The organism is Microbacterium suwonense (assembly GCF_030296555.1).
GTDB classification, from domain to species: Bacteria; Actinomycetota; Actinomycetes; order Actinomycetales; family Microbacteriaceae; genus Microbacterium; species Microbacterium suwonense.
Genome location: NZ_AP027728.1, coordinates 649833 through 668830 on the forward strand (window position 1 = coordinate 649833; position 18998 = coordinate 668830).

19 protein-coding genes, 1 tRNA gene and 2 pseudogenes are annotated in these 18998 nt (G+C 66.8%); 14 read left to right on the forward strand and 8 right to left on the reverse strand.

Features of this window, described 5'->3' with window-relative positions; translation table 11 throughout:
• The first annotated feature begins 51 nt into the window (after positions 1 to 51).
• Complete coding sequence (locus QUE33_RS03275; RefSeq protein ID WP_286301912.1) at positions 52 to 729, forward strand: DsbA family oxidoreductase; 678 nt, start codon at positions 52 to 54, stop codon at positions 727 to 729.
• Between the two features lie 16 nt (positions 730 to 745).
• Here QUE33_RS03275 and QUE33_RS03280 read toward each other — a convergent pair whose 3' ends face one another.
• Positions 746 to 1258 carry a hypothetical protein gene (locus QUE33_RS03280; RefSeq protein WP_286301914.1) on the reverse strand — a complete coding sequence of 171 codons (513 nt, stop codon included), beginning with the start codon at positions 1256 to 1258 and terminating at the stop codon, positions 746 to 748.
• A 37-nt stretch (positions 1259 to 1295) separates the two neighbouring features.
• Positions 1296 to 1798: pseudogene (locus QUE33_RS03285) on the reverse strand (glutathione peroxidase).
• A gap of 60 nt (positions 1799 to 1858) precedes the next feature.
• On the opposite strand from QUE33_RS03285, the pseudogene dusB reads away from it, so the two are divergent.
• The 5 genes and pseudogenes from dusB (at position 1859) to QUE33_RS03310 (ending at position 7236) form a co-directional block, all read left to right on the forward strand.
• Positions 1859 to 3039 (forward strand): annotated as a pseudogene (dusB, locus tag QUE33_RS03290) (tRNA dihydrouridine synthase DusB).
• Positions 3029 to 4414, forward strand: coding sequence for a deoxyguanosinetriphosphate triphosphohydrolase (locus tag QUE33_RS03295; protein ID WP_286301915.1), 1386 nt, complete (start codon positions 3029 to 3031; stop codon positions 4412 to 4414). Before dusB ends, QUE33_RS03295 begins: the two are co-directional and overlap by 11 nt.
• Positions 4414 to 6273: a DNA primase gene (gene dnaG, locus QUE33_RS03300; RefSeq protein ID WP_286301917.1), complete on the forward strand. Its 1860-nt coding sequence runs from the start codon at positions 4414 to 4416 to the stop codon at positions 6271 to 6273. The genes QUE33_RS03295 and dnaG overlap by 1 nt, the downstream gene beginning before the upstream one ends.
• A gap of 34 nt (positions 6274 to 6307) precedes the next feature.
• A complete protein-coding gene (locus QUE33_RS03305) occupies positions 6308 to 7075 on the forward strand; it encodes an ATP-binding cassette domain-containing protein (protein WP_286301919.1) in 768 nt (255 codons plus the stop codon).
• A gap of 88 nt (positions 7076 to 7163) precedes the next feature.
• A tRNA-Asn gene (locus QUE33_RS03310) sits at positions 7164 to 7236 on the forward strand.
• Here the strand turns inward: QUE33_RS03310 and QUE33_RS16000 are convergent.
• Complete coding sequence (locus QUE33_RS16000) at positions 7198 to 7506, reverse strand: helix-turn-helix domain-containing protein (RefSeq protein WP_350226548.1); 309 nt, start codon at positions 7504 to 7506, stop codon at positions 7198 to 7200. The genes QUE33_RS03310 and QUE33_RS16000 overlap by 39 nt on opposite strands.
• A 113-nt stretch (positions 7507 to 7619) precedes the next feature.
• On the opposite strand from QUE33_RS16000, the gene QUE33_RS03315 reads away from it, so the two are divergent.
• The 7 genes from QUE33_RS03315 to QUE33_RS03345 all read left to right on the forward strand — a co-directional run bounded on the left by QUE33_RS03315 (position 7620) and on the right by QUE33_RS03345 (position 13570).
• The gene (locus QUE33_RS03315; RefSeq protein ID WP_286303025.1) at positions 7620 to 7832 is read left to right on the forward strand and encodes a helix-turn-helix domain-containing protein; all 213 of its coding nucleotides are present in this window, start codon (positions 7620 to 7622) and stop codon (positions 7830 to 7832) included.
• Between the two features lie 432 nt (positions 7833 to 8264).
• Entirely contained in the window at positions 8265 to 9491 is a 1227-nt protein-coding gene (locus QUE33_RS03320) for a protein rep (protein ID WP_286301921.1), read from the forward strand.
• Between the two features lie 78 nt (positions 9492 to 9569).
• The gene (locus QUE33_RS03325; RefSeq protein ID WP_286301922.1) at positions 9570 to 9941 is read left to right on the forward strand and encodes a hypothetical protein; all 372 of its coding nucleotides are present in this window, start codon (positions 9570 to 9572) and stop codon (positions 9939 to 9941) included.
• A gap of 401 nt (positions 9942 to 10342) precedes the next feature.
• Entirely contained in the window at positions 10343 to 10510 is a 168-nt protein-coding gene (locus QUE33_RS03330; RefSeq protein ID WP_286301924.1) for a hypothetical protein, read from the forward strand.
• Between the two features lie 223 nt (positions 10511 to 10733).
• Positions 10734 to 12467 carry a hypothetical protein gene (locus tag QUE33_RS03335; protein WP_286301926.1) on the forward strand — a complete coding sequence of 578 codons (1734 nt, stop codon included), beginning with the start codon at positions 10734 to 10736 and terminating at the stop codon, positions 12465 to 12467.
• Positions 12464 to 12739 (forward strand): hypothetical protein, encoded by a 276-nt coding sequence (locus QUE33_RS03340; RefSeq protein ID WP_286301928.1) that lies wholly within the window; start codon positions 12464 to 12466, stop codon positions 12737 to 12739. Before QUE33_RS03335 ends, QUE33_RS03340 begins: the two co-directional genes overlap by 4 nt.
• Before the next feature lie 195 nt (positions 12740 to 12934).
• Positions 12935 to 13570 carry a hypothetical protein gene (locus QUE33_RS03345; protein WP_286301929.1) on the forward strand — a complete coding sequence of 212 codons (636 nt, stop codon included), beginning with the start codon at positions 12935 to 12937 and terminating at the stop codon, positions 13568 to 13570.
• A 585-nt stretch (positions 13571 to 14155) separates the two neighbouring features.
• Here the strand turns inward: QUE33_RS03345 and QUE33_RS03350 are convergent.
• The 4 genes from QUE33_RS03350 to def all read right to left on the reverse strand — a co-directional run bounded on the left by QUE33_RS03350 (position 14156) and on the right by def (position 17132).
• Positions 14156 to 14311, reverse strand: coding sequence for a hypothetical protein (locus QUE33_RS03350; protein WP_286301930.1), 156 nt, complete (start codon positions 14309 to 14311; stop codon positions 14156 to 14158).
• Positions 14312 to 14543: 232 nt separating this feature from the next.
• On the reverse strand, positions 14544 to 15362 hold the full coding sequence (locus tag QUE33_RS03355; protein WP_286301931.1) for a tyrosine-type recombinase/integrase: 819 nt from the start codon (positions 15360 to 15362) through the stop codon (positions 14544 to 14546).
• 217 nt (positions 15363 to 15579) lie between these two features.
• Positions 15580 to 16566 (reverse strand): diaminopimelate dehydrogenase, encoded by a 987-nt coding sequence (locus tag QUE33_RS03360; RefSeq protein ID WP_286301932.1) that lies wholly within the window; start codon positions 16564 to 16566, stop codon positions 15580 to 15582.
• The gene (gene def, locus QUE33_RS03365; RefSeq protein ID WP_286301933.1) at positions 16566 to 17132 is read right to left on the reverse strand and encodes a peptide deformylase; all 567 of its coding nucleotides are present in this window, start codon (positions 17130 to 17132) and stop codon (positions 16566 to 16568) included. The genes QUE33_RS03360 and def overlap by 1 nt, the downstream gene beginning before the upstream one ends.
• 73 nt (positions 17133 to 17205) lie before the next feature.
• Here def and QUE33_RS03370 point away from each other — a divergent pair, with 73 nt between their 5' ends.
• Entirely contained in the window at positions 17206 to 18222 is a 1017-nt protein-coding gene (locus tag QUE33_RS03370; RefSeq protein ID WP_286301936.1) for a DMT family transporter, read from the forward strand.
• On the opposite strand, the gene pgl is transcribed toward QUE33_RS03370, so the two are convergent.
• Positions 18216 to 18998 carry a 6-phosphogluconolactonase gene (gene pgl, locus QUE33_RS03375; RefSeq protein WP_286301938.1) on the reverse strand — a complete coding sequence of 261 codons (783 nt, stop codon included), beginning with the start codon at positions 18996 to 18998 and terminating at the stop codon, positions 18216 to 18218. The genes QUE33_RS03370 and pgl overlap by 7 nt on opposite strands.

Here is an 18998-nt window from a genome sequence, read left to right on the forward strand (position 1 = left end):
CAACATTACCGGAAGGGAATACGACGGTCGGCACAGGAGTTGCACGGTGGTGTGAGCGAACCCATCTCGATCGACATCTGGTCCGACATCGCCTGCCCCTGGTGCTACATCGGCAAGCGCAACCTCGAAGCGGGCCTCGCGGCCACCGCGAGCGACGATGACGCACCGCAGGTGAACATCACGTTCCACTCCTTCGAGCTCTCGCCCGACACGCCGGTCGACTTCGACGGCGACGAGATCGACTTCCTCGCCGGTCACAAGGGCATGCCCCGCGACCAGGTCGAGCAGATGCTCGCGCGCGTCACCGACGTGGCCGCGGGCGCGGGCCTGCAGTACCGGTTCGATCTGCTGCAGCACACCAACACGGTCAAGGCCCACGAACTGCTGCACTTCGCCAAGGCGAACGGCAGGCAGCACGAGATGAAGGAGCGCCTGATGTCGGCCTACTTCATCGAGGGTCGGCATGTCGGTCGTATCGACGATCTCGTCGCTCTCGCCGACGAGATCGGGTTGGATGCCGGCGAAGCACGCTCCGCCCTCGAGGCCGCTGAGTACCTGGAGGCCGTGCGCGCCGATCAGGCACAGGCCCGTGCCTACGGCATCAACGGGGTGCCGTTCTTCGTCATCGACGGTCAGTACGGCGTCAGTGGAGCGCAGCCGCCGGAGGCGTTCGAGAACGTCATCCGCGATGTCTGGGCGAAGAAGCTCGTCGCCGCCCCTGCCGAGTAGGCGACATCGATGGCGGTCAGGCCGATGGACGCCACATCGTGGCGCCGGTCGGCCCGGTCTCTCCGCTGCGCACCAGTGGACGGGCCCCCTCGATGGCAGTGATCCCGCGCTCGGCGGCCGCTGCGACGATCTGCTGACGCAGCTTCGCCCACGGCTTCATGCCGTTGAGGGTTCCCGCGAACTCGATCGCACGGGAGACGGCGACGAGGGTCCCGTCGGGTACCGGTGCGAGTTCGTAGACGACGTCGTCGTCGTTGTAGTGGGTGTGAGCCCAGGTGCCATCCGATACGCGTCGCACGCGCTTGGTGCTCTCGAAGATCGGTGCGACGAGCTCGCGCACCGTGTCGACGTCCGCGTGCACCGTCACTGTGGCGCCGAGACCCTCGTCGGCAGCCTGACGGGCCTTGTTCGCCTCCGCTCGCCTGTTCCCCGCGTTCCGTGCCTTCTTCTTCAGCACCCGTCCCACGAAATACAGCACGACGATGACGACGAGAAGCGCGTAGAGCAGGATGACGATCGGCTGGTCCATCGCGCCAGCCTATCGAGGCTCGGCGGAAGCGCTCGAATCAGCGACCCGCCGCGTTCAGCGCATCCTCGATCGCCGTGACGACCTCGGGGAGTCCGGCAGCTGCTTCGGACGGAACCGGCTCACGGATCCGTCGGCGCCCACCAGGAACTTCTCGAAGTTCCATTCCACGCGGCCCGCCTTGCCTGCGGCATCCGACGTCTCCGTGAGCGCCTTGAACAGGTCGTGCGCGTTGCGGCCGTTGACCTTGACCTTCTGGTTCACCGGGAAGGTGACGCCGTAGGTCGTGGAGCAGAACTCCAGGATCTGCTCCATCGAACCCGGCTCCTGGCCCATGAACTGGTTGCACGGGAATCCGAGCACCGTGAACCCGCGATCGCCGTACTCGCGCTGCAGCTGCTCGAGCTGCTCATACTGCGGGGTGTTGCCGCACTTCGAGGCCACGTTGACGACGAGCACCACATCAGAGTCGTACTCGTCGAGAGTCTTCTGCGCGCCCGAGGCGTCGAGGAACGGGATCTGCCGGATCGTCGAATCGGTCATATCCACAGCCTAAGTCTGCTGAGCCCATCGCGGGCCGCGGTCTGGGAGAATAGAGGGGACATGACTCTCGCCATCGACTCCACCGTCCGCACCGCGACGGCTCCCGCGCTCCGCATCGGACCGATCGACCTCGACGTGCCGGTCGTGCTCGCCCCCATGGCAGGCATCACCAACACCGCGTTCCGCCGGCTGTGCCGTGAGTACGGTGCGGGGCTGTACGTCAGCGAGATGATCACCTCCCGGGCTCTCGTGGAGCGCAACGCGATCACCATGCGGCTGATCCAGCACCACGAGAGTGAGACGACCCGCTCCATCCAGCTCTACGGGGTGGACCCCGCGACCATCGCCGAGGCGGTGCGCATCATCGTCGCCGAGGACCGCGCCGACCACATCGATCTGAACTTCGGCTGCCCGGTGCCCAAGGTCACCCGCAAGGGCGGGGAGCGGCCCTGCCCTGGAAGATTGGCCTGTTCGCCGACATCGTCGACCGTGCGGTCAGGGCAGCGGGCGACGTGCCGTTGACGGTCAAGATGCGCAAAGGCATCAACAAGGACCATCTGACCTTCCTCGATGCGGGGCGGGCTGCGGAGGACGCCGGTGCCGCCGCCGTCGCCCTTCATGCGCGCACCGCGTCGGAGTACTACTCGGGGCACGCGGACTGGAACGCGATCGGCGAGCTGAAGCAGGCCGTCACCAGCATCCCGGTGCTCGGCAACGGCGACATCTGGTCGGCGGACGACGCTGCGAGGATGATGGCGGAGACCGGCTGCGACGGTGTCGTGGTCGGCCGCGGATGCCTGGGGCGCCCGTGGCTGTTCGGCGAGCTCGCCGATGCTCTCGGCCCATCGACCGAGGAGCTGCGACCCCGGGTGGATGCGACTCTGCAGTTCGTCGCGCAGGCGTTCCGCCGGCATGCCGAGCTGCTCGTGGAGTTCTTCGAGGACGAGGACCGCGGATGCAAGGATGTGCGCAAGCACGTCGCCTGGTACTTCAAGGGCTACCCGGTCGGCGGCGAGCTGCGCTCCGCGTTGGCGCGGGCCTCCTCGCTGGCGGAGATCGACGAGCTGCTCGGCACCCTCGGCGATGCGCCGTATCCCGGGATCGGCGCCGAGGGGCAGCGCGGCCGCGCCGGGTCCCCGAAGCGCACAGCGCTCCCGGAGGGCTGGCTGGATTCACGCGAGGTCGATGACGGCATCGGCGACATGATGCGCGGAGCGGAGATCGAGAACAGTGGCGGCTGATCCGGTGGAGGTCTCCGGTTCCCCGGGCTATGGTCCGCATGACGCCGAGCGTTTCTTCGCCGAGACCCACCGCTCGGAGCGCAACGACTTCTCCCGCGACCGGGCGCGCGTGCTGCACTCCGCCGCGCTGCGCCGGCTGGCGGCGAAAACCCAGGTGCTCAGCCCCGCGAGCACAGCTGATTTCGCTCGCAACCGCCTGACGCACTCCCTGGAGGTCGCACAGGTGGGCCGAGAGCTGGCATCCGCTCTCGGCGTCTCCGCCGACGTCGTCGACACCGCCTGCCTGAGTCATGATCTGGGGCACCCGCCGTTCGGTCACAACGGCGAGCGAGCGCTGAACGACTGGGCTGCCGACATCGGCGGCTTCGAGGGGAACGCGCAGTCGCTGCGCATCCTCACCCGGCTCGAGGCCAAGGTGCTCGACGACGAGGAGCACTCCGTCGGGCTGAACCTCACCCGCGCCAGCCTGGACGCCACCTGCAAGTACCCGTGGACCGTCGAGAACCCGCTGCCCGATCCCGGAGGCCGCCTGAAGTTCGGCGTGTACCCCGAGGACGAGCCCGTGTTCCGCTGGATGCGCGATGGCGCTCCGGGGCGGCTGCGCTGCATCGAAGCGGAGATCATGGATCTCAGCGACGACATCGGCTACTCGGTGCACGACTTCGAGGATGCGATCGTCAACGGCTACCTGGAGGTCGCCCAGCTCTCGGATCCGGATGAGCACGATGCGCTCATCGGTCGTATCCAGCAGTGGGTTGGCTACGACTACACGCGCGAGGAGCTTGCCGACGCCCTGTACCGGCTGACCAGGCAGCCGATGTGGCTGAGCACCTTCGATCGCTCGCGTCGCGACCTCGCGCGACTGAAGAACCTCACCAGCGACATGATCGGCCGCTTCGCCCGGGCCTCCGTCGCCGCCACGCGCGAGGCGCACCCGGGCCCGACCCTGGCCCGGTACAGCGGGCATGTGGTGGTGCCGCGGGTGGTCGAGACCGAGATCGCCGTGCTGAAGGGGATCATGGGGCAGGCGATCGTCACGATCGACGCACGCAAGGGCGTGTACAAGGAGCAGCGTCGCGTGCTCGGGCGCCTCGCCGACGCGCTGTGGTCGACGGACGCGCTGTGGTCGGCCGGCGCTGATGTCCTCGAGCCGGCCTTCGCCGCCGACTTCCTCGCGGCGGCGACGGATGCTGAGCGCGCCCGGGTGGTCGTCGACCAGGTGGCGAGCCTGACCGATCAGACCGCCGTGGACTGGCACAACCGCCTGGTCGGCGAGATCGACCCGGCCGAGGTGGGCATCTGGTCGCCCCGGCACCCGCGTCACGGGGCCCACAAGCGTCCGGCGCCGCGCGTGCCCGTCGAGGGGGCCGTCTGATGCCTCGCATCCTTCAGGCGGACGTCGAAGAGGTCAAGTCGCGCACCAACATCGCCGACATCGTCGGCGAGCGCGTGGCACTGAAATCCGCGGGAGTCGGCTCGATGAAGGGGCTCTGCCCGTTCCACGACGAGAAGAGTCCGAGCTTTCACGTGCGCCCGCAGGTGGGCTTCTACCACTGCTTCGGATGCGGGGCCTCCGGCGATGTGTACTCCTTTCTGCGCGAGATGGATCACGTCAGCTTCACCGAGGCCGTCGAGCGGCTCGCCGGAAGGCTGGGCTACCCGCTGCACTATGAGGACGGCGGCGCGGCGCCCGAGACCAGCGGCCGCAGCCGGCTGTATGCCGCGAACACTGCGGCGGCGGAGTACTTCCGCAGTCAGCTGCTCAGTCCCGAGGCAGAGAGCGCCAGGCGCTTCCTGGGCGAGCGAGGCTTCGATGCGGGTGCGGCGGCGCACTTCGGGGTCGGGTACGCACCGCGCGGGTGGGACAATCTGCTGAAGGCGCTCGGCACACAGGGATTCACCCGCGAGGAGCTCAGCGCTGCGGGTCTCGTCTCCACCGGGCAGCGCGGCGTGTACGACAGGTTCCGCGGTCGGGTGATCTGGCCGATCCGGGACGTCTCCGGCCAGACGATCGGGTTCGGCGCACGCCGACTGTACGACGAGGACCAGGGCCCGAAATACCTGAACACCCCCGAGACACCGCTGTACAAGAAGACTCAGGTGCTCTATGGGCTGGATCTGGCCAAGCGCGACATCGCCCGCGGCGATCCGCGGCGTGTTGTCGTCGTCGAGGGATACACCGATGTGATGGCATGCCACCTGGCAGGGGTCACCACCGCCGTCGCAACCTGCGGCACCGCATTCGGCGCCGAGCACATCAAGATGCTCCGCCGGGTGATGGGCGATGACTCGGCGACGGGCGAGGTGGTGTTCACCTTCGACGGCGATGAGGCGGGGCAGAAGGCCGCACTGCGTGCGTTCTCGGAGGACTCGCGCTTCACCGCGCAGACCTTCGTCGCCGTGGCACCGGATGGGCTGGATCCCTGCGATCTGCGCCTGCAGCGCGGCGATGCCGCCGTGCGCGGGCTGATGGATGCCAAGGTGCCCATGTTCGAGTTCGCCATCGACCGCAAGCTCGCCGGCTACGACCTCGCCACCGTCGAGGGTCAGGTGGGTGCATTGCGCGCCGCCGCACCGATCGTCGGCGAGATCCGGGACGAGCTGCTGCGGCCCGGGTACGAGCGGGTGCTGGCCCGACGCCTCGGCATGGACCCCACCGCCGTGCACCAGGAGGTACGCCGTGCAGCCCGCGGCACGGCATCGGACGGGCGCGGATCGCAGCGTCCTCAGCAGGCGGCATCCAGCAGCGATTCCGAGGTCGTCACCCGGGTGCGCCTGGTCGACCTCCCGCGCACGGCGGATGTCGCCGTCGAGCGCGACGGGCTGATGGGCATCCTGCAGTACGGGCATCTGATCGACCAGGAACTGCTGTCCAGGGCGGTGTCGGAGCAGTTCCGCGATCCCGGCCTGGACGCGGTGCGCGAGTCCATCGCATCCGTCGAGGACCGCACCAGGGTGGGGTGGGCGACGCGCGCGGCGGATGCCGTGCGCGAGCCGTACCGGAGTCTGGCGGGGGAGCTGCTGATGATGCCGTTCCCCGCGAAGGATGAGGAGCGTGCGCTGGTGTCGGCGACGGCGCTGTGCCGCCGGCTGATCGTACGGACGATCGACCGGGAGAAGAACGAGCTGCTCGGCGCCGTGCAGCGGGTGCCGGCGGACTCCGACGGCGGCCGGGCGCTGCGCATGCGCCTGCGTGATCTCGACCTGGAGCGGATGCGATTCGTCGAGTCGTGAGCACGTGACCTGATTCACGGGGCAGGATGGAAGCATGCCTGCCGCCAGCGATGTCGCCATCGAATGCTCCGACCTCGTCATCGACAGGATCGGCCATGGCGGCATCACGCGCGCCATCGACGGCGTGACGTTCACGTTGCGGCCGGGTGACTTGATCTGCGTCGGCGGCGCCACGGGGGCGGGGAAATCGACGCTTGTGTCAGCCCTCGCCGGCCACGGCGATGCCACGCTGAAGGTAGCCGGTGGGCGGGCACAGGTATGCGGGGTGAACATCCGCAGGCTGGGGCGCAAGCGCCGGATGCTGACCGCACTGAGTGGCTACATCCCTCAGGCCGCCGGCGCGAAGCTTCCGCCCCGGCTCACCGTCGGCGAGGCGATCGCGGAGCCGATCACGTCGCGGCAGAAGAAAGTGAACAGCAGGGCGCTGGAGATGCGGGTCGCCTCGCTGCTGGACGAGTTGCATCTGCCGCTGGGCGCTGCCGGCAAGTTCCCCTACGAGCTCAGCGCAGGAATGCGCCAGCGCGCGGCGATCGCACGCGCGTTCATGCTCGAGCCGCGTGTGCTGATCGCCGACGAACCGCTCGCGAACCTCGACCTGGAGGTGCGCCCGGTGGTGTTCGAGGCCATCACCCGCCGTCGCCGCGAACAGCAGATGGCGGCACTCCTGGTGACCAACGACGCCGCCTTCATCCGCGAGCTGGAGGCGGAGGCTCTGATCCTGCGCAGCGGCCACGTGGTGGCCCGGGGGATCGGACGCAACCTGGTCTGGTCGCCGAATGCCGAAGCCGATTCCGGCCGCTGAAGGCGCCACGCCCGGGGTGCCGGTCGAGTTCGGAGCACCGCTCGGAGTTTGCTACGCTAGACGAGTTGCCCGCTCGCGGGGAACGTGATCCTCGGTAGCTCAATTGGCAGAGCAGCCGGCTGTTAACCGGCAGGTTCTTGGTTCGAGTCCAAGCCGGGGAGCGCATGAAGCCCCGTCCCCGGGTCATCCTGGGGCGGGGCTTCTCCCGTCTCCAGCCAGCGCACCGGGTAGCCGGTCGCCATGGCGAACGCGACGAGATCGCGACGGCGCGGCTTGTGCCGGCCGTTGATCCAACTGCTGACCGCATTTCGGGAGACCTGGAGCCGGTCGGCGATCTCCTGTACGCCTATGCCGGTGTGTCGCAGTGCCATGTACATGCGCAGCGGAAGATCGACCTCGAAGCGCGGGTCGTGTGCTGTGTTCATGCTCATGGCTCAATTGTGACACTTGTCACTCGATAGTTCGACGGGTTAGACACGCCTTCGATTGAAGTGGTGCAATGTTGCGGGGTTACGAGAAATAGTGCAATGATGCACACGTGACGATGCTGAGTGCGGATGTGCCGGTTGCTGAGCTGCTGACGACTGCGGAAGTCGCGCGGCGTGTGGGGGTCGTGCGGTGGACGGTCTGTCGTGCTGTCGCGGACGGCGAGCTGCGGCCTGTGGCGAAGTTGCCTGGCGTGAATGGGGCGTACCTGTTCACGGAGGCGGCTGTTGTTGCGTGGCGGTCGCCGGGTGAGCGGTTGGTGTCGCTGTGAGCGCGGGGGAGTGCGGGCCGGGCTGCCATGGCTGGTGCCTGCTCGATGGGCAGCCCTGTCACGCGGTCGGCGTGCGCTGTGTGGTCTGCGGGCTGGCCGCTCTGGCGCCTGACTGGGAGGGCCGCTCGGCTGTCCTGGATCGGCTGGACTCGTGAGCGGGTTGGAGTGCCGGCATCTGAACGGGCTGGCGTATGGCGGGTACGCGCTGTGCTTTGACTGCGGGGCGGAGTCTGGGCCTGACCCGGCGCCGGCGCCTGCGCCGTCGATCGTTGCGCAGCGGCTGGAGGTGGTCGGTGTGATCGCGCGGGGCCGGCCCTCGGGGCCGTCTGGTGAGGCGGTGCTGTGTCCGGTGTGCACGCGTCCGGTATCGAGTCTGCACGCGTTGACGGCGCACGCTGTGGCCGCGCATCCGGTGCCTGAGGCGGTCGCCTGATGGCGGTTCGTTTCGGTGGCGACGCGTCAGCGTCGGCCGGACTTGGTACACATGCGAAGTCGGTAACCCGCTCTCGGGACTTCCGGGCGTTGCGGCGGCTGCGCTTCGCGCGCCGCGCTCAGTCCTCGGCTTGGCTGCTGGCCGATAGCGCCGATCTGCATGGTGAGGGGCCGGCGTCGCGTGAGCTTGCGCCGCGTGTGGCTAAATGCGGGTGGGCGATCGCGGCCGGTGTTGGTGTGCATAAGCGCGAGGGTGGCGCGGCTCGGTTCTCGGGCGTGGCGCACTGCGGGAGCATCTGGGGGTGCCCGACGTGCTCGGCGGTGATCCGTAATCGGCGCGCGGAAGAGGTCACGGCTGCGTCGGAGTGGTGGCGGGGCGAGCGGGATGGGGCGTTCCTGTTCGTGACGTTCACGGCCAGGCACAAGATGGGCGACCCGCTGAAGGATTCGCTGTCGGCGTTGACGGGGGCATTTACGCGGCTGATTCGGGGTGCGCCGTGGAAGCGGTTTGCGGCGCGGATGGGCATCGCGCACATGATCAAAGCGGTCGAGGTCACGCTGTCCTGGCGTAATGGATGGCATGCGCATCTGCATGTGCTGTGGTTCACGGATCGGGAGGCGTCCAGGAGCGCCCTGGAGGACGCGCAGGGCTGGCTGGCGGCTCGGTGGGCGGACATGGTTGTCAAGGAGGGCGGACGGCGCCCAGACGACGTGCACGGGGTGAATGTGCGGCGGGTGCAGGACGGGCGGATCGTGTCGCAGTACCTGACGAAGCTGCAAGAGGCTGAGCCTGACCGGCCGCGTGGCTGGGACTTGGCTGCAGAGATGACGCGGATCGATTCGAAGAAGGGCCGGCTTGAGTCGCTGGTGCCGTTCGATCTGCTCGACGTCGACGGGATGAGCGAGGAAGAGCAGCAGCGTGCGCGTGAGCATTGGGCCGAGTTCGTCGCGGTCACGAAAGGCCGGCGCGCGATGACCTGGTCGCGGGGCCTGAAAGACGCTGCGGGTATCGACGAGCTCGACGATGACGAGATTGTCGCGGAGGCTGAGCCATCTGCTGAGGATGACGATTTGGTGGTCGTGATCCATCGCCGGGACTGGATGCGGATGCAGCACGATCCCGACAAGGTGGCGCGGGTGCTGGAGTTGGTCGAGCAGGGCCGTTTGGACGAGTTGCTGAGCGTGGTGGCGTTCATGTATCCGGCTGAGGCTCACGCGCGCGAATAGTGACATTTATCACTCTGCCTGCTGCGGGTTAAGACTGGTCGCATCCCCGGTGCAGGGGTCACAGGGAACGGAGTGGAAATGGCTATCGGAATCAAGGTCGATCCTCGGATCGTCGCGGCGGGCAAGGTCGTCGCGGTGCAGGAGCGCACGGAGCGTGTCTCGGACGCGGATCGTGCTGCGGGGCTGGTCGGGAAGGTGGAGCGGCACGACGTGCTGCTGTCTCAGCCGCATGGCGGGCAGCTCGTGGTCAGGTTCCGTGTTCGTGACAAGCTGCCGGTGCCCACGCCGGGCGAGTTCGTCGCCGTCGATGCGAGCGTGTCTGAGGGCTCGTTCCGTGGGGAGAACGGCGAGACGATCAGCTTCGTGTCTCTGGTCGCTGTCGGGCCGGCGTATGACGCGCTCGACGCGATCCAGTCGGCCCTGTCCGCTTCGGCTCCCTCGGGGAAGTAGCCGGTCATGATTCTCACGTTGCTGTCGGCGCTGCTGATCGTCCTTGGGCTGATCGGTCTGCCGGCCGTGGCGATCGGGACGGCGGTGGAGTGATGGACGCGCTCGCCGTCGTGATTCCTGAGACGCATCTCTGGGCGGTTCTCGTTGCTGGTGTCGGCTGCTACGCGGTCGGGCGCTGGATGGGCGGGGGCCTGCGGTGAGTGGTGTGTTTCTCGCACTGGCAGGGTCGCTGGTCGCTATCGAGGGGGTCGTGATCGGGGCTACGGCTCTGTTGCGACTGTTTTCGAGGGTGGCGCGATGACTGTTGGTGACGTCCTCCAGGGGCTGTTGTTGCTTCTGGGTACTGGCGCGCTGGTCGGGCTGTTCCGTTCGGTGCTGGGTATGGGGAGGGGGTGAAAAGTATGGATCCGATTTCGTTCGATTTCTCGGGTGTCACGGATGCGCTGGCGGCGCTCGGCCCGGCTGTCGTGGGTGCTGGCGCGGCTGTGATCGCTGCCGGTGTCGGCGTCGCTGCTGTGATGTGGGGCGCGCCGAAGCTCATCGGTCTGTTCAAGAAGACCGCGAAGTAGCGGCACGTCGATGCGCCCCGTGCTCCGTCTCGGTGCGGGGCGCATCTGTTTCCCGGGCCGCCTTGTGTGTATGCGAGGCGGCCCGGATTCGTTCATACATCTGAAAGGTTGCATTGTGCGCTGGTTGGGTAGGGCTCTCGCGGTTGTGGCAATTGCTGTTGCGGCCGGGGTGGCTGTGCCGAGCAGTGCGAGCGCGCTTGTGGCCGTCGATCCTGTTGCGCCGGTGCCTGAGTTGACGTCGCGGTATTTGTCGCTGGTGGGGAGCACCGGCGCGTTGTCCTATCCTGATCTGCTGCATGCTGAGCGTACGGCGCGGGTTGCCCCGAAGCCGATTACGCCGCCGGCTAAGTTCGTAAAGCCCCCGATTGATGGTGGTGCTGTCGGGGTTGCGTTGACGTCGTTCATGGCTGGGTGGGGTATCGGTCAGGGTGGGATTGCGTTGTATGCGGCCGCGCATGATGACACGTACGAGGATGTGATGTGTCGGCAGCCGGGCTGGTGGCGGGGTGTGAATGATTTCATCACGTTCGGGTTGAGTGCGACGGATTGCACTGGCACGGTGGTTGAGCCGAATGCTGATGCTCATACGGGGTTTACGCCTATTCGTGTGGGCGATTTCGAGCGCATCTATCTGGGGACGCACGTGGACACTGGCAGCGGGACTACGTATGCGTGCTGGCTTGCCACAGGGGCGGCGCCGCAGACGTTGACGCCGTTGGGGCTCAGGCCGGTGGTGATGGGGGAAGACGGGGTATGGGTGTATTCGACGGGCTTCGGTGTTCCGGTCGATGGGGGCCCGTACGCGGGTCGCTACTGTGGGCGGCCTGATTCGTCCATTGCCCGTGAACAGTTGTGGTCGACGGGGGCGGTGCCTCCGGTGCGGGTGATCAGGATCGATACTGGCGAGGTTGTGGCGGAGGCGCTGCCGCTTTCGGGTGACCCTGTGCGTACTCCTCGGTGTGAGATCACCTGGGAGGACGGCACGACGACGACGGGTACGGGAACGGATTATCAGGAGTCCGTGGGGCTGCCGTTGTCTGCTGCGGGGCTGGGGTGTGAACAGGCGTACGTGTCGAAGCCGGGCGCGGGCCCGGACTTGCTGCCGTCCAAGATTGATGTGGAGTCTGAGGACACGGAGAGTGGTGCGATTACCGAGATTTCGTCGCAGGAAGTTCCCTCGTTCGGGCCGGATCAGCGTAAGGGTCTGACGCCGGGAAACGGGGCCGGCCTGGTGCTTGAGAAGGTCGTGAATAAGGTCACGGATAGCTGCAACTCGTGGACGCCGGATTGCTCGGGCTGGTGGGAGCAGACGGGCCACGGGACGCAGGGCGAGACGGACACGGGCACGTATCGGTGCACGTACGGCGGTGCGGTGGTCGATCTGGGTGAGTGCTCGCCGTACCGGGGCACGTTCGAGACGAAGACCAGCACTCCGACGATCACTGATCCGGCGACGGGCACGGAGGTGGACTGGAGTTCTAGTCCGATGAATTCCACCGATCCGACGGTGGGCCCGACCCCGGGCGAGGTCTGCATGTCGGAGTGGGGCTCGGCGGCGAACCCCATTGAGTGGGTGCTGCAGCCGGTCAAGTGCGCGATGGTCTGGGCATTCGTGCCGCGCACGGACGTGATGGTGGAGGCGCAGACTGCGATTGCTGAGGCGTGGGAGCCGACGATCGTCGGCCAGTTGCCTGGCGTCGTGGCTGCGGCCGTGTCTGTCCCGAACGGGGGCAGTGGGTGCCTTGGGCCGCATGTGGTCATTCCGATTCATCTGGGCGATCTCGATACCGGCTATGACGGTTATCCGTTGTCTGCGTGCGATGCGCCGTTCGATGTGCTGGCGACGTGGGCGCGGGTTATCGGGTCGGCGGTGCTGATCTGGCTGACCGGGCTGGGTATCATTCGCCGTTCGTCGGCGATCGTGAACGCGCCTGGGCTGGGAGGGGGCTCCGCATGATTTCTGAGTTCTTCGTGAATCTTGCGGCTGGTTTCGTGGGGTGGTTGGCGGGGCTGTTCGGGGAGTGGACGCCACCGGATGCGCTGACAGATATGGCGAGCAGCGCGAACGATTTGGTGGTCGAGTTCGCGTCTCTTGGCGTCTGGGTCGATTGGGGTGTTCTGTCTGGGTGTGTGGCTGCGGCGTTGGCGTCGTGGGCTGTCGTGCTCGTTGTCAAAGTGGTGCGTGCTCTCGCGGCCCATGTACCTGTGATTGGGGGCGCTGGTGACTGACGTGCTGGCGGTGGATGATCTGTCGGTATTCGATGATCTGGAAGAGACCGGGCTGGAGGAGGTAGAGGCTCCGCAGGAGACTCTGCCTCCTCGCCCGGTCTCCCTGGTCGGTGGAAGTCGAAAGGCAGCAGGGCGCGGCGCGGATTCACGATTCACGCGTATATCGGCGCGAATGGGCACGGTAAGAGCCTGGCGATGATGCACGACACGAAGCTGTCGATTGAGCTCGGTCGGCCGATCCTGTCCACGGTGCGGGTGGTTGACCCGCGTACGGGCGAGGACTATGCCGGCTATGTTCCGTTTCGTCGTTGGGATCAGTTGCTGTCCTTCGAGGGTGGTGATGTGCTGATGGATGAAGTGATCGGGATCGCGGCATCCGAGCAGGGCAAGAGCCTGCCGAAAGAGGTTCAGTTGTTCCTCAATCAGCTTCGTCGGCGTGACGTGCTGCTGCGGTGGACGGCGCCGGCGTGGTCGCGGGCGAACATCGTGCTTCGGGAGGTTACGCAGGCGGTGACTGTGTGCCGTGGGTATCTTGCGAAGTATGAGAACTCGGGTGATGGGTCGCGGCTGTGGGGTAATCGTCGGTTGTTCCGATGGACGACGTATGACGCGATGGATTTCAGCACGTGGACGGACTCGAAAGAGGGCCAGCTCAAGGGGAAGGCGAATGCGTGGTTTTGGCGGCCTGGGTCGTGGGCTGAGCGCTCCTATGACACGTTCGATTCGGTCGATCACGTCGATACGGGGGAGGGCGTGTGTCTGCATTGTGGTGGCGAGCGTCCGAAGCTCAAGCGTCCGGTCTGTACGTGCCCGGTGGAGGGGCACGCGTGAGCAAGCTCGGGATGGTTCTTCGTGCAGTCAGGAATGGTCTGAGTCTGCTGCGCAACGTGCTGTGGCTGCTGCGCCGGTAGGCGCTATCGTGAGCGTGTGGACTGGGAACTGATCGTCAGCTCGTCGGAGTTTGAGTTCTTCTGTGTCGGGGCGTTCATGGGGGCTCTCGTTGCGGTTGTGGTCGACGTGATCGTGCGCGCGTTTTTTCGTGACACTGTGGGGCGTCGGATGCGGCGTGCGGCGCGGGCGCGGCGGAGGTTGGATCGTGCTGTTCGGCGTGCGGCGAAGCATGGTATCTCGCCTCGGCCTGGTGTGCCGTCGATGTCTCCGTTTGGGCGCGCGGTGGGTAAGGTCGGCCCGGTGGATACGTCGACTTTTGTCAGGCCGGCGCCGGGGCCGCGTGATTGGACGCCTGGTGGTTCGTAGGGTTGTTCGATTGTTGGTTTAGCCGGCAGCTGCGTCGATGAGCCGTCGACGTAGCGTGAAAGATAACGGCTCCCGCGTGTTTTCGCGGGAGCCGTTGTTATATTTGCGATCGCTGTGGAGGGGTGTTCGAATGTCGCACCCGCGTGGCGATTTCGGCGGTCATGCGTCGTTCTTGGAAGGGAAGAGCCAGTTGACTGCGTACAGCACGCCGGCGACGAATGTTTCGCGCTGGGTCTCGCACTCGTTGCAGTTGCATGTGCCGTATCGGCGTGTCCATTCCTCGCGTGCCTTGCTCTCATCCGTGTGGTCGCTCATGTTGGTGAATCCTCTCGTTGTTGCTTCGTGTCGAAGGGGCTTGACCCTTCGGCACACCTGCCGAGAAGTAAGCGGAGCGGTGCGGGTCAACCCCTGTGGCTGGGTCGGCCTGGCAAGGTGCGGAGCACCATCGTTGCGGGAGACTGTGGGCCGGTTCGTGGGTTGACGCGTGCCGTGGAGCGAACTACTTGCTCGGCGTGAGTCGCTGATGTGACGCTGCAGCGTGGTTTTCTTATGCGGGGGTGAGGCTGAGCCGTGATGCGGCCGCGACGGTGGCGAGGTCGTCGCCGGTGATGTGCACGTAGCGCTGGGTGGTGACGAGGCTGGCGTGTCCGAGCATCGCTTGGATTGCGCGGAGGTCGTGGGTCTGTTTCCATGCGGCGGTGGCTCCGGCGTGGCGGAGGCTGTGGGGGTTCCAGCCGGTGACGCGGGTGATGATCTTGTTCACGCTGACGGGGTGTAGGTGGGGGAGGTTGCCTCGTTGGATGCGGCGGGGGAAGTAGTAGCCGGGGCCTTGCTCGTGTTCGAGGGTGTCGAGTGCGGTTGCGACTTCGGCGTTCATCGCGATGATGCGGGGCTTGCGGCCTTTGCCGATGATGTGCAGTTCTTGGCCGTGGCGGTTGTTGGTGTGCAGGGATGCGATTTCGGAAAGGCGCATCCATCCGCCTCGGGCGAGCAGGATCAGGGCGCGCTGTTGCGGTGTGGCGCGGGTGAGGGCTTGGCGGATGTCGTCGTCTGGTGCGACGCGGGGTGAGGGTGCGGGGATGCGGATTTTCTGTAGTTGCGTGGTGGGGTTGTCGGGTCTGTGTCCGCGTCGGTGTGCCCAGGTGAAGAACAGCCTCCAGGAGCCGGTGAGGCTCTTGCGGGTCTCGGGCGCGTGGTGGCGGTGCGCGGCGAGGATTTCTGTGAGCTCGTCCTCGGTGATTGTGGTGAGCTCGTGCTGCTCGGCGAGCTTGCGGATGTCGCGGAGGCGGAGGCGGACTGTCGCGTCGCTGCGGTCGGAGGCGAGAAGCCAGATCTTGTACTGGTCGATGAGCTGAATGTTATTCACTATTTCAGCGTGTCGTTACGCGGCAGAGCGCATTAACCTGATAACGGCAGGTTCTTGGTTCGAGTCCAAGCCGGGGAGCCAACCCCTTCGAAACCCCGTCCTCGTGACGGGGTCTCGTCGTTGCACGCCGTCCCGACCTCCGCTCCCGTATGAGTTCGTGCTGCGTGAATCGCGTCCCGGCGACATGACCTCATGCGGGAACGAGAAGCGGTTGCACTCAGAGGAGCTCGGCGCGCAGCTGCTCGGGCGTCTTGGGGGAGAGCAGACCGGGTGCCACGTCGAAGGGCGTCTTCGCGCCGTGGTCGCCGGCCGCAGCGAGCCGTACGGCGGCGCGGGCGTAGGCGACCAGCACGCTCGCGGTGAACTCGGGATTCGATTCCAGCGCGAGCCGGAACTCGACGCTTTGGGACGCCTCGCTCGACGTCGAGCCACTGCGGATCACGAAACCGCCGTGCGGGACGCCGGCATGATCGCGGGCCAGCTCCTGTGCGCTGATGAAGTGCACGGTCGTGTCATAGGGCTCGAAGTAGTCCGGCATCGTCACGATCGCCTCGCGCACGGCATCCGCATCGGCGCCGTCTTCGAGCACGACGAAGCACTCGCGGGTGTGCTTCTCGCGAGTGGTCAATTCGGGCCGCTCTCCGGCGCGCACCCGCGAGACCGCGTCATCGGACGGGATCGTGTACTGCACGCCCGCAGCGACACCGGGGACGCGCCGGATGGCATCCGAGTGCCCCTGGCTGAGCCCGCGACCCCAGAAGGTGTACGTCTCACCCTGCGGCAGGATCGCCTCGCCGTACAGCCGCTGCAGCGAGAACAGGCCGGGATCCCAGCCGGTGGAGATGATGGCCGTCGTCCCGGCCGCGCGGGCGGCGGCATCCACGGCGGCGTAGTGCTGCGGGATACGTGCGTGCGTGTCGAAGCTGTCGACGATGCTGAACACCGATGCCAGCTGCGGGCTCTGCACGGGCAGGTCGCTCTTGGAGCCGCCGCAGAGCACCAGAACATCGATCTCATCCGCCAGGGCCGGGAGTTCCTCGACGGCTCGCACCGCGGTGCCCTCCGACAGCGGAGCCACGGAGGCCGGGTCACGGCGCGTGAACACACCGGCCACGTGCATGTCGGGGTTCAGACCGATCGAGCGCTCCACGCCGCGCCCCAGGTTGCCGTAGCCGACGATGCCGACCCTGATCACGTTCTCCATCAGCCCTCCAGATCGTCGATGCCAGGCATCCAGCTGGCATCGCCCCGGGCCCAGCCGCGCTTGCGCGCGATCTTCTGCGCCGTCTTCCAGTCGCCTTCGGACAGACGGTCGATGTACAGGATGCCGTCGAGGTGGTCGAACTCGTGCTGCATGATGCGCGCGCGCCAGCCGTCCACTTCGATGCGAACAGCGGCCCCCGACAGGTCGATGCCGGTGACCAGCACACGATCCGACCGGCGCAGAGGGAACCGCTCACCGGGGAACGACAGGCATCCCTCGGACTCCTCATCCGGATCCGGCGAGCCTGGCTCGGGCGGAGTCATCCACAGCACAGGGTTGATGAGCTCACCGCGCCACGGCCGCTCGTCGTCGTCGACGTACGAGTAGACGTAGATGCGCAGCGGCACGCCGACCTGCGGGGCTGCGAGCCCCACTCCCGGAGCGACGTCCATCGTCTCGTACATGTCGGCGACGAGCGTGCGGATCTCATCGGTGATCTCGTCGACGTCGGCAGCGGGGGAGTGCAGCACGGGATCGCCCATGATGCGGATCGGAAGAACAGCCACGCCACAACACTACTGGCAGCGTCCGGGCAGATAAGGTGGGACGGTGCAACATGGGGTGGAGTTCGCTGCTGACATGAGTGATCAGCTGATCGGCGTCTTCCAGAACCCGGCTCTGCTGCTGGGCATCCCGCTCGCCCTCGCCGGCGCCGTGTTCATGTCGCTCGGGGCGCAGTATCAGCACCGCGGGGTCGAGAAGGTCGAGAAGATCACCGGCACCGAGGGTGCCACGGGCCTCAGCGGTGCGCAGATCAGAGGCCTGCTGACCCGCCCGTCGTGGATCATCGGCTCGATCATGCTCGGCTTCGCGATCCTGTGTCAGCTCAGCGCGATGGCTATCGCACCGCTGATCGTCGTGCAGCCGCTCGGAGCCGTCGCGCTGGTGGTCACCACGCTGCTGAACGCCCGCGTCTCCGGGCATTCGCCGACCAGGAGATCGCTGATCGCGATCGGCAGCTGCCTGGGCGGGATCTTCCTGTTCGTCGCACTGGCCGCCTTCTACGCGGTCGAGCGCGAGATCAGCAATGAGGACCTGTTCACGATCCTCACGGTGCTGCTGGTGGTCATCATTGCGCTCGGTGCGTGCTGGCTGGTGCTGCGACGGCGGATGCGGGCGCTGTTCTACGTCACCGGCGCCGGCATCCTCTACGGTTTCGTCGCAACTCTCGCGAAGGCCGTCATCAGTCGCATCCAGGCCGCGAACTTCGACTGGCTGACCGTCGTCTGCGTGATCGCACTGATCGCCGCCGCCGCTGTCGGAGCGTATTTCGTGCAGACCGCGTACAGCTCCGGCCCACCCGACCTCGTCATCGCCGGTCTCACCGTCATCGACCCGATCGTGGCGGTGATCATCGGTGCTCTGGTGCTCGGTGAGGCCTCCGAGGCGCCACTGCTGGTCGTGATCCTGTTCGTCGTAGCGGGTGCGATTGCGGTGTTCGGTGTCTTCGGCCTTGCCCGTTATCACCCGCAGGTGGTCAGCGACAGCCAGGAGCTCGGCATCCAGCGCGGCAGCAGCTCTTCGATGGATTCCGGGAGCCAGGCAGGGCCTCAGAACGGCTCGGGCGCCGCGTCGGACGACGGAGCGGCTCAGTAGTCGCGGTCGATGAGTTCCGGTGCGACCTGCGACGCAGCGGCCTCATCGACGAAGAAGACCGTGCGGCGGCGGCCCTTCGCGCCGGCTGCAGGCACGCTCGCGTAGCTGGCACCCGCCAGCGCCAGGCCGAGGGCGGAGGCCTTGTCGGCGCCGGTCAGCACCAGCCATACCCGCTTCGCGGCGTTCAGCACCGGCCGTGTCAGCGTCACGCGCTCCGGCGGAGGCTTGGGGGAATTGCGCACGGGCAGTGCGGCGACATCGGTCGCTGTCACCTCGGGCCGGTCGGGGAAGAGCGACGCGATGTGACCATCCGGCCCCACACCCAGGAAGCACACGGCGAACGACGGCCACGGTTCACCTGACTTGGCGAACCGGGCGAGTTCCTCGGCATACGCCGTCGCAGCCTCATCCAGGCTGAGTCCTTCGGAGGGTGCCGCCACCTCGTGGATGTTCTGCTCCGGGATCTCGAGCCGGTCCAGCAGCGCCTGCCGGGACTGCAGTGAGTTGCGATCGGGGTCGTCCCGCTCGACGAAGCGCTCGTCGCCCCACCAGAAGTGCACGAGCGACCAGTCGATCTCTCCGATCCGCTCGTCCTTGGCGGCAGCCGACAGCACCGCACCACCCATCGAGCCACCGGTCAGGCAGATATGCGCGAGCCGCCCGTTGCGCGTGCGCGCCACCACGCGGGTGAGGAACCGATCGGCGACGTGAACGGCGAGCTCCGCCGGGGTCGGCTCCACGACGACCGTCTTGACAGATCCCTGCGCCGTCGCCAT

Coding starts and splice junctions, on each gene's coding strand:
- QUE33_RS03280 (WP_286301914.1), bottom strand. CDS start 1,258: ATGGACCAGCCGATCGTCATCCTGCTCTACGCGCTTCTCGTCGTCATC.
- dnaG (WP_286301917.1), top strand. CDS start 4,414: ATGCCTCGCATCCTTCAGGCGGACGTCGAAGAGGTCAAGTCGCGCACC.
- QUE33_RS03305 (WP_286301919.1), top strand. CDS start 6,308: ATGCCTGCCGCCAGCGATGTCGCCATCGAATGCTCCGACCTCGTCATC.
- QUE33_RS16000 (WP_350226548.1), bottom strand. CDS start 7,506: ATGAGCATGAACACAGCACACGACCCGCGCTTCGAGGTCGATCTTCCG.
- QUE33_RS03315 (WP_286303025.1), top strand. CDS start 7,620: ATGCTGAGTGCGGATGTGCCGGTTGCTGAGCTGCTGACGACTGCGGAA.
- QUE33_RS03320 (WP_286301921.1), top strand. CDS start 8,265: ATGGCGGTTCGTTTCGGTGGCGACGCGTCAGCGTCGGCCGGACTTGGT.
- QUE33_RS03325 (WP_286301922.1), top strand. CDS start 9,570: ATGGCTATCGGAATCAAGGTCGATCCTCGGATCGTCGCGGCGGGCAAG.
- QUE33_RS03330 (WP_286301924.1), top strand. CDS start 10,343: ATGGATCCGATTTCGTTCGATTTCTCGGGTGTCACGGATGCGCTGGCG.
- QUE33_RS03340 (WP_286301928.1), top strand. CDS start 12,464: ATGATTTCTGAGTTCTTCGTGAATCTTGCGGCTGGTTTCGTGGGGTGG.
- QUE33_RS03345 (WP_286301929.1), top strand. CDS start 12,935: ATGATGCACGACACGAAGCTGTCGATTGAGCTCGGTCGGCCGATCCTG.
- QUE33_RS03350 (WP_286301930.1), bottom strand. CDS start 14,311: ATGAGCGACCACACGGATGAGAGCAAGGCACGCGAGGAATGGACACGC.
- QUE33_RS03360 (WP_286301932.1), bottom strand. CDS start 16,566: ATGGAGAACGTGATCAGGGTCGGCATCGTCGGCTACGGCAACCTGGGG.
- QUE33_RS03370 (WP_286301936.1), top strand. CDS start 17,206: ATGAGTGATCAGCTGATCGGCGTCTTCCAGAACCCGGCTCTGCTGCTG.
- pgl (WP_286301938.1), bottom strand. CDS start 18,998: ATGGCGACGGCGCAGGGATCTGTCAAGACGGTCGTCGTGGAGCCGACC.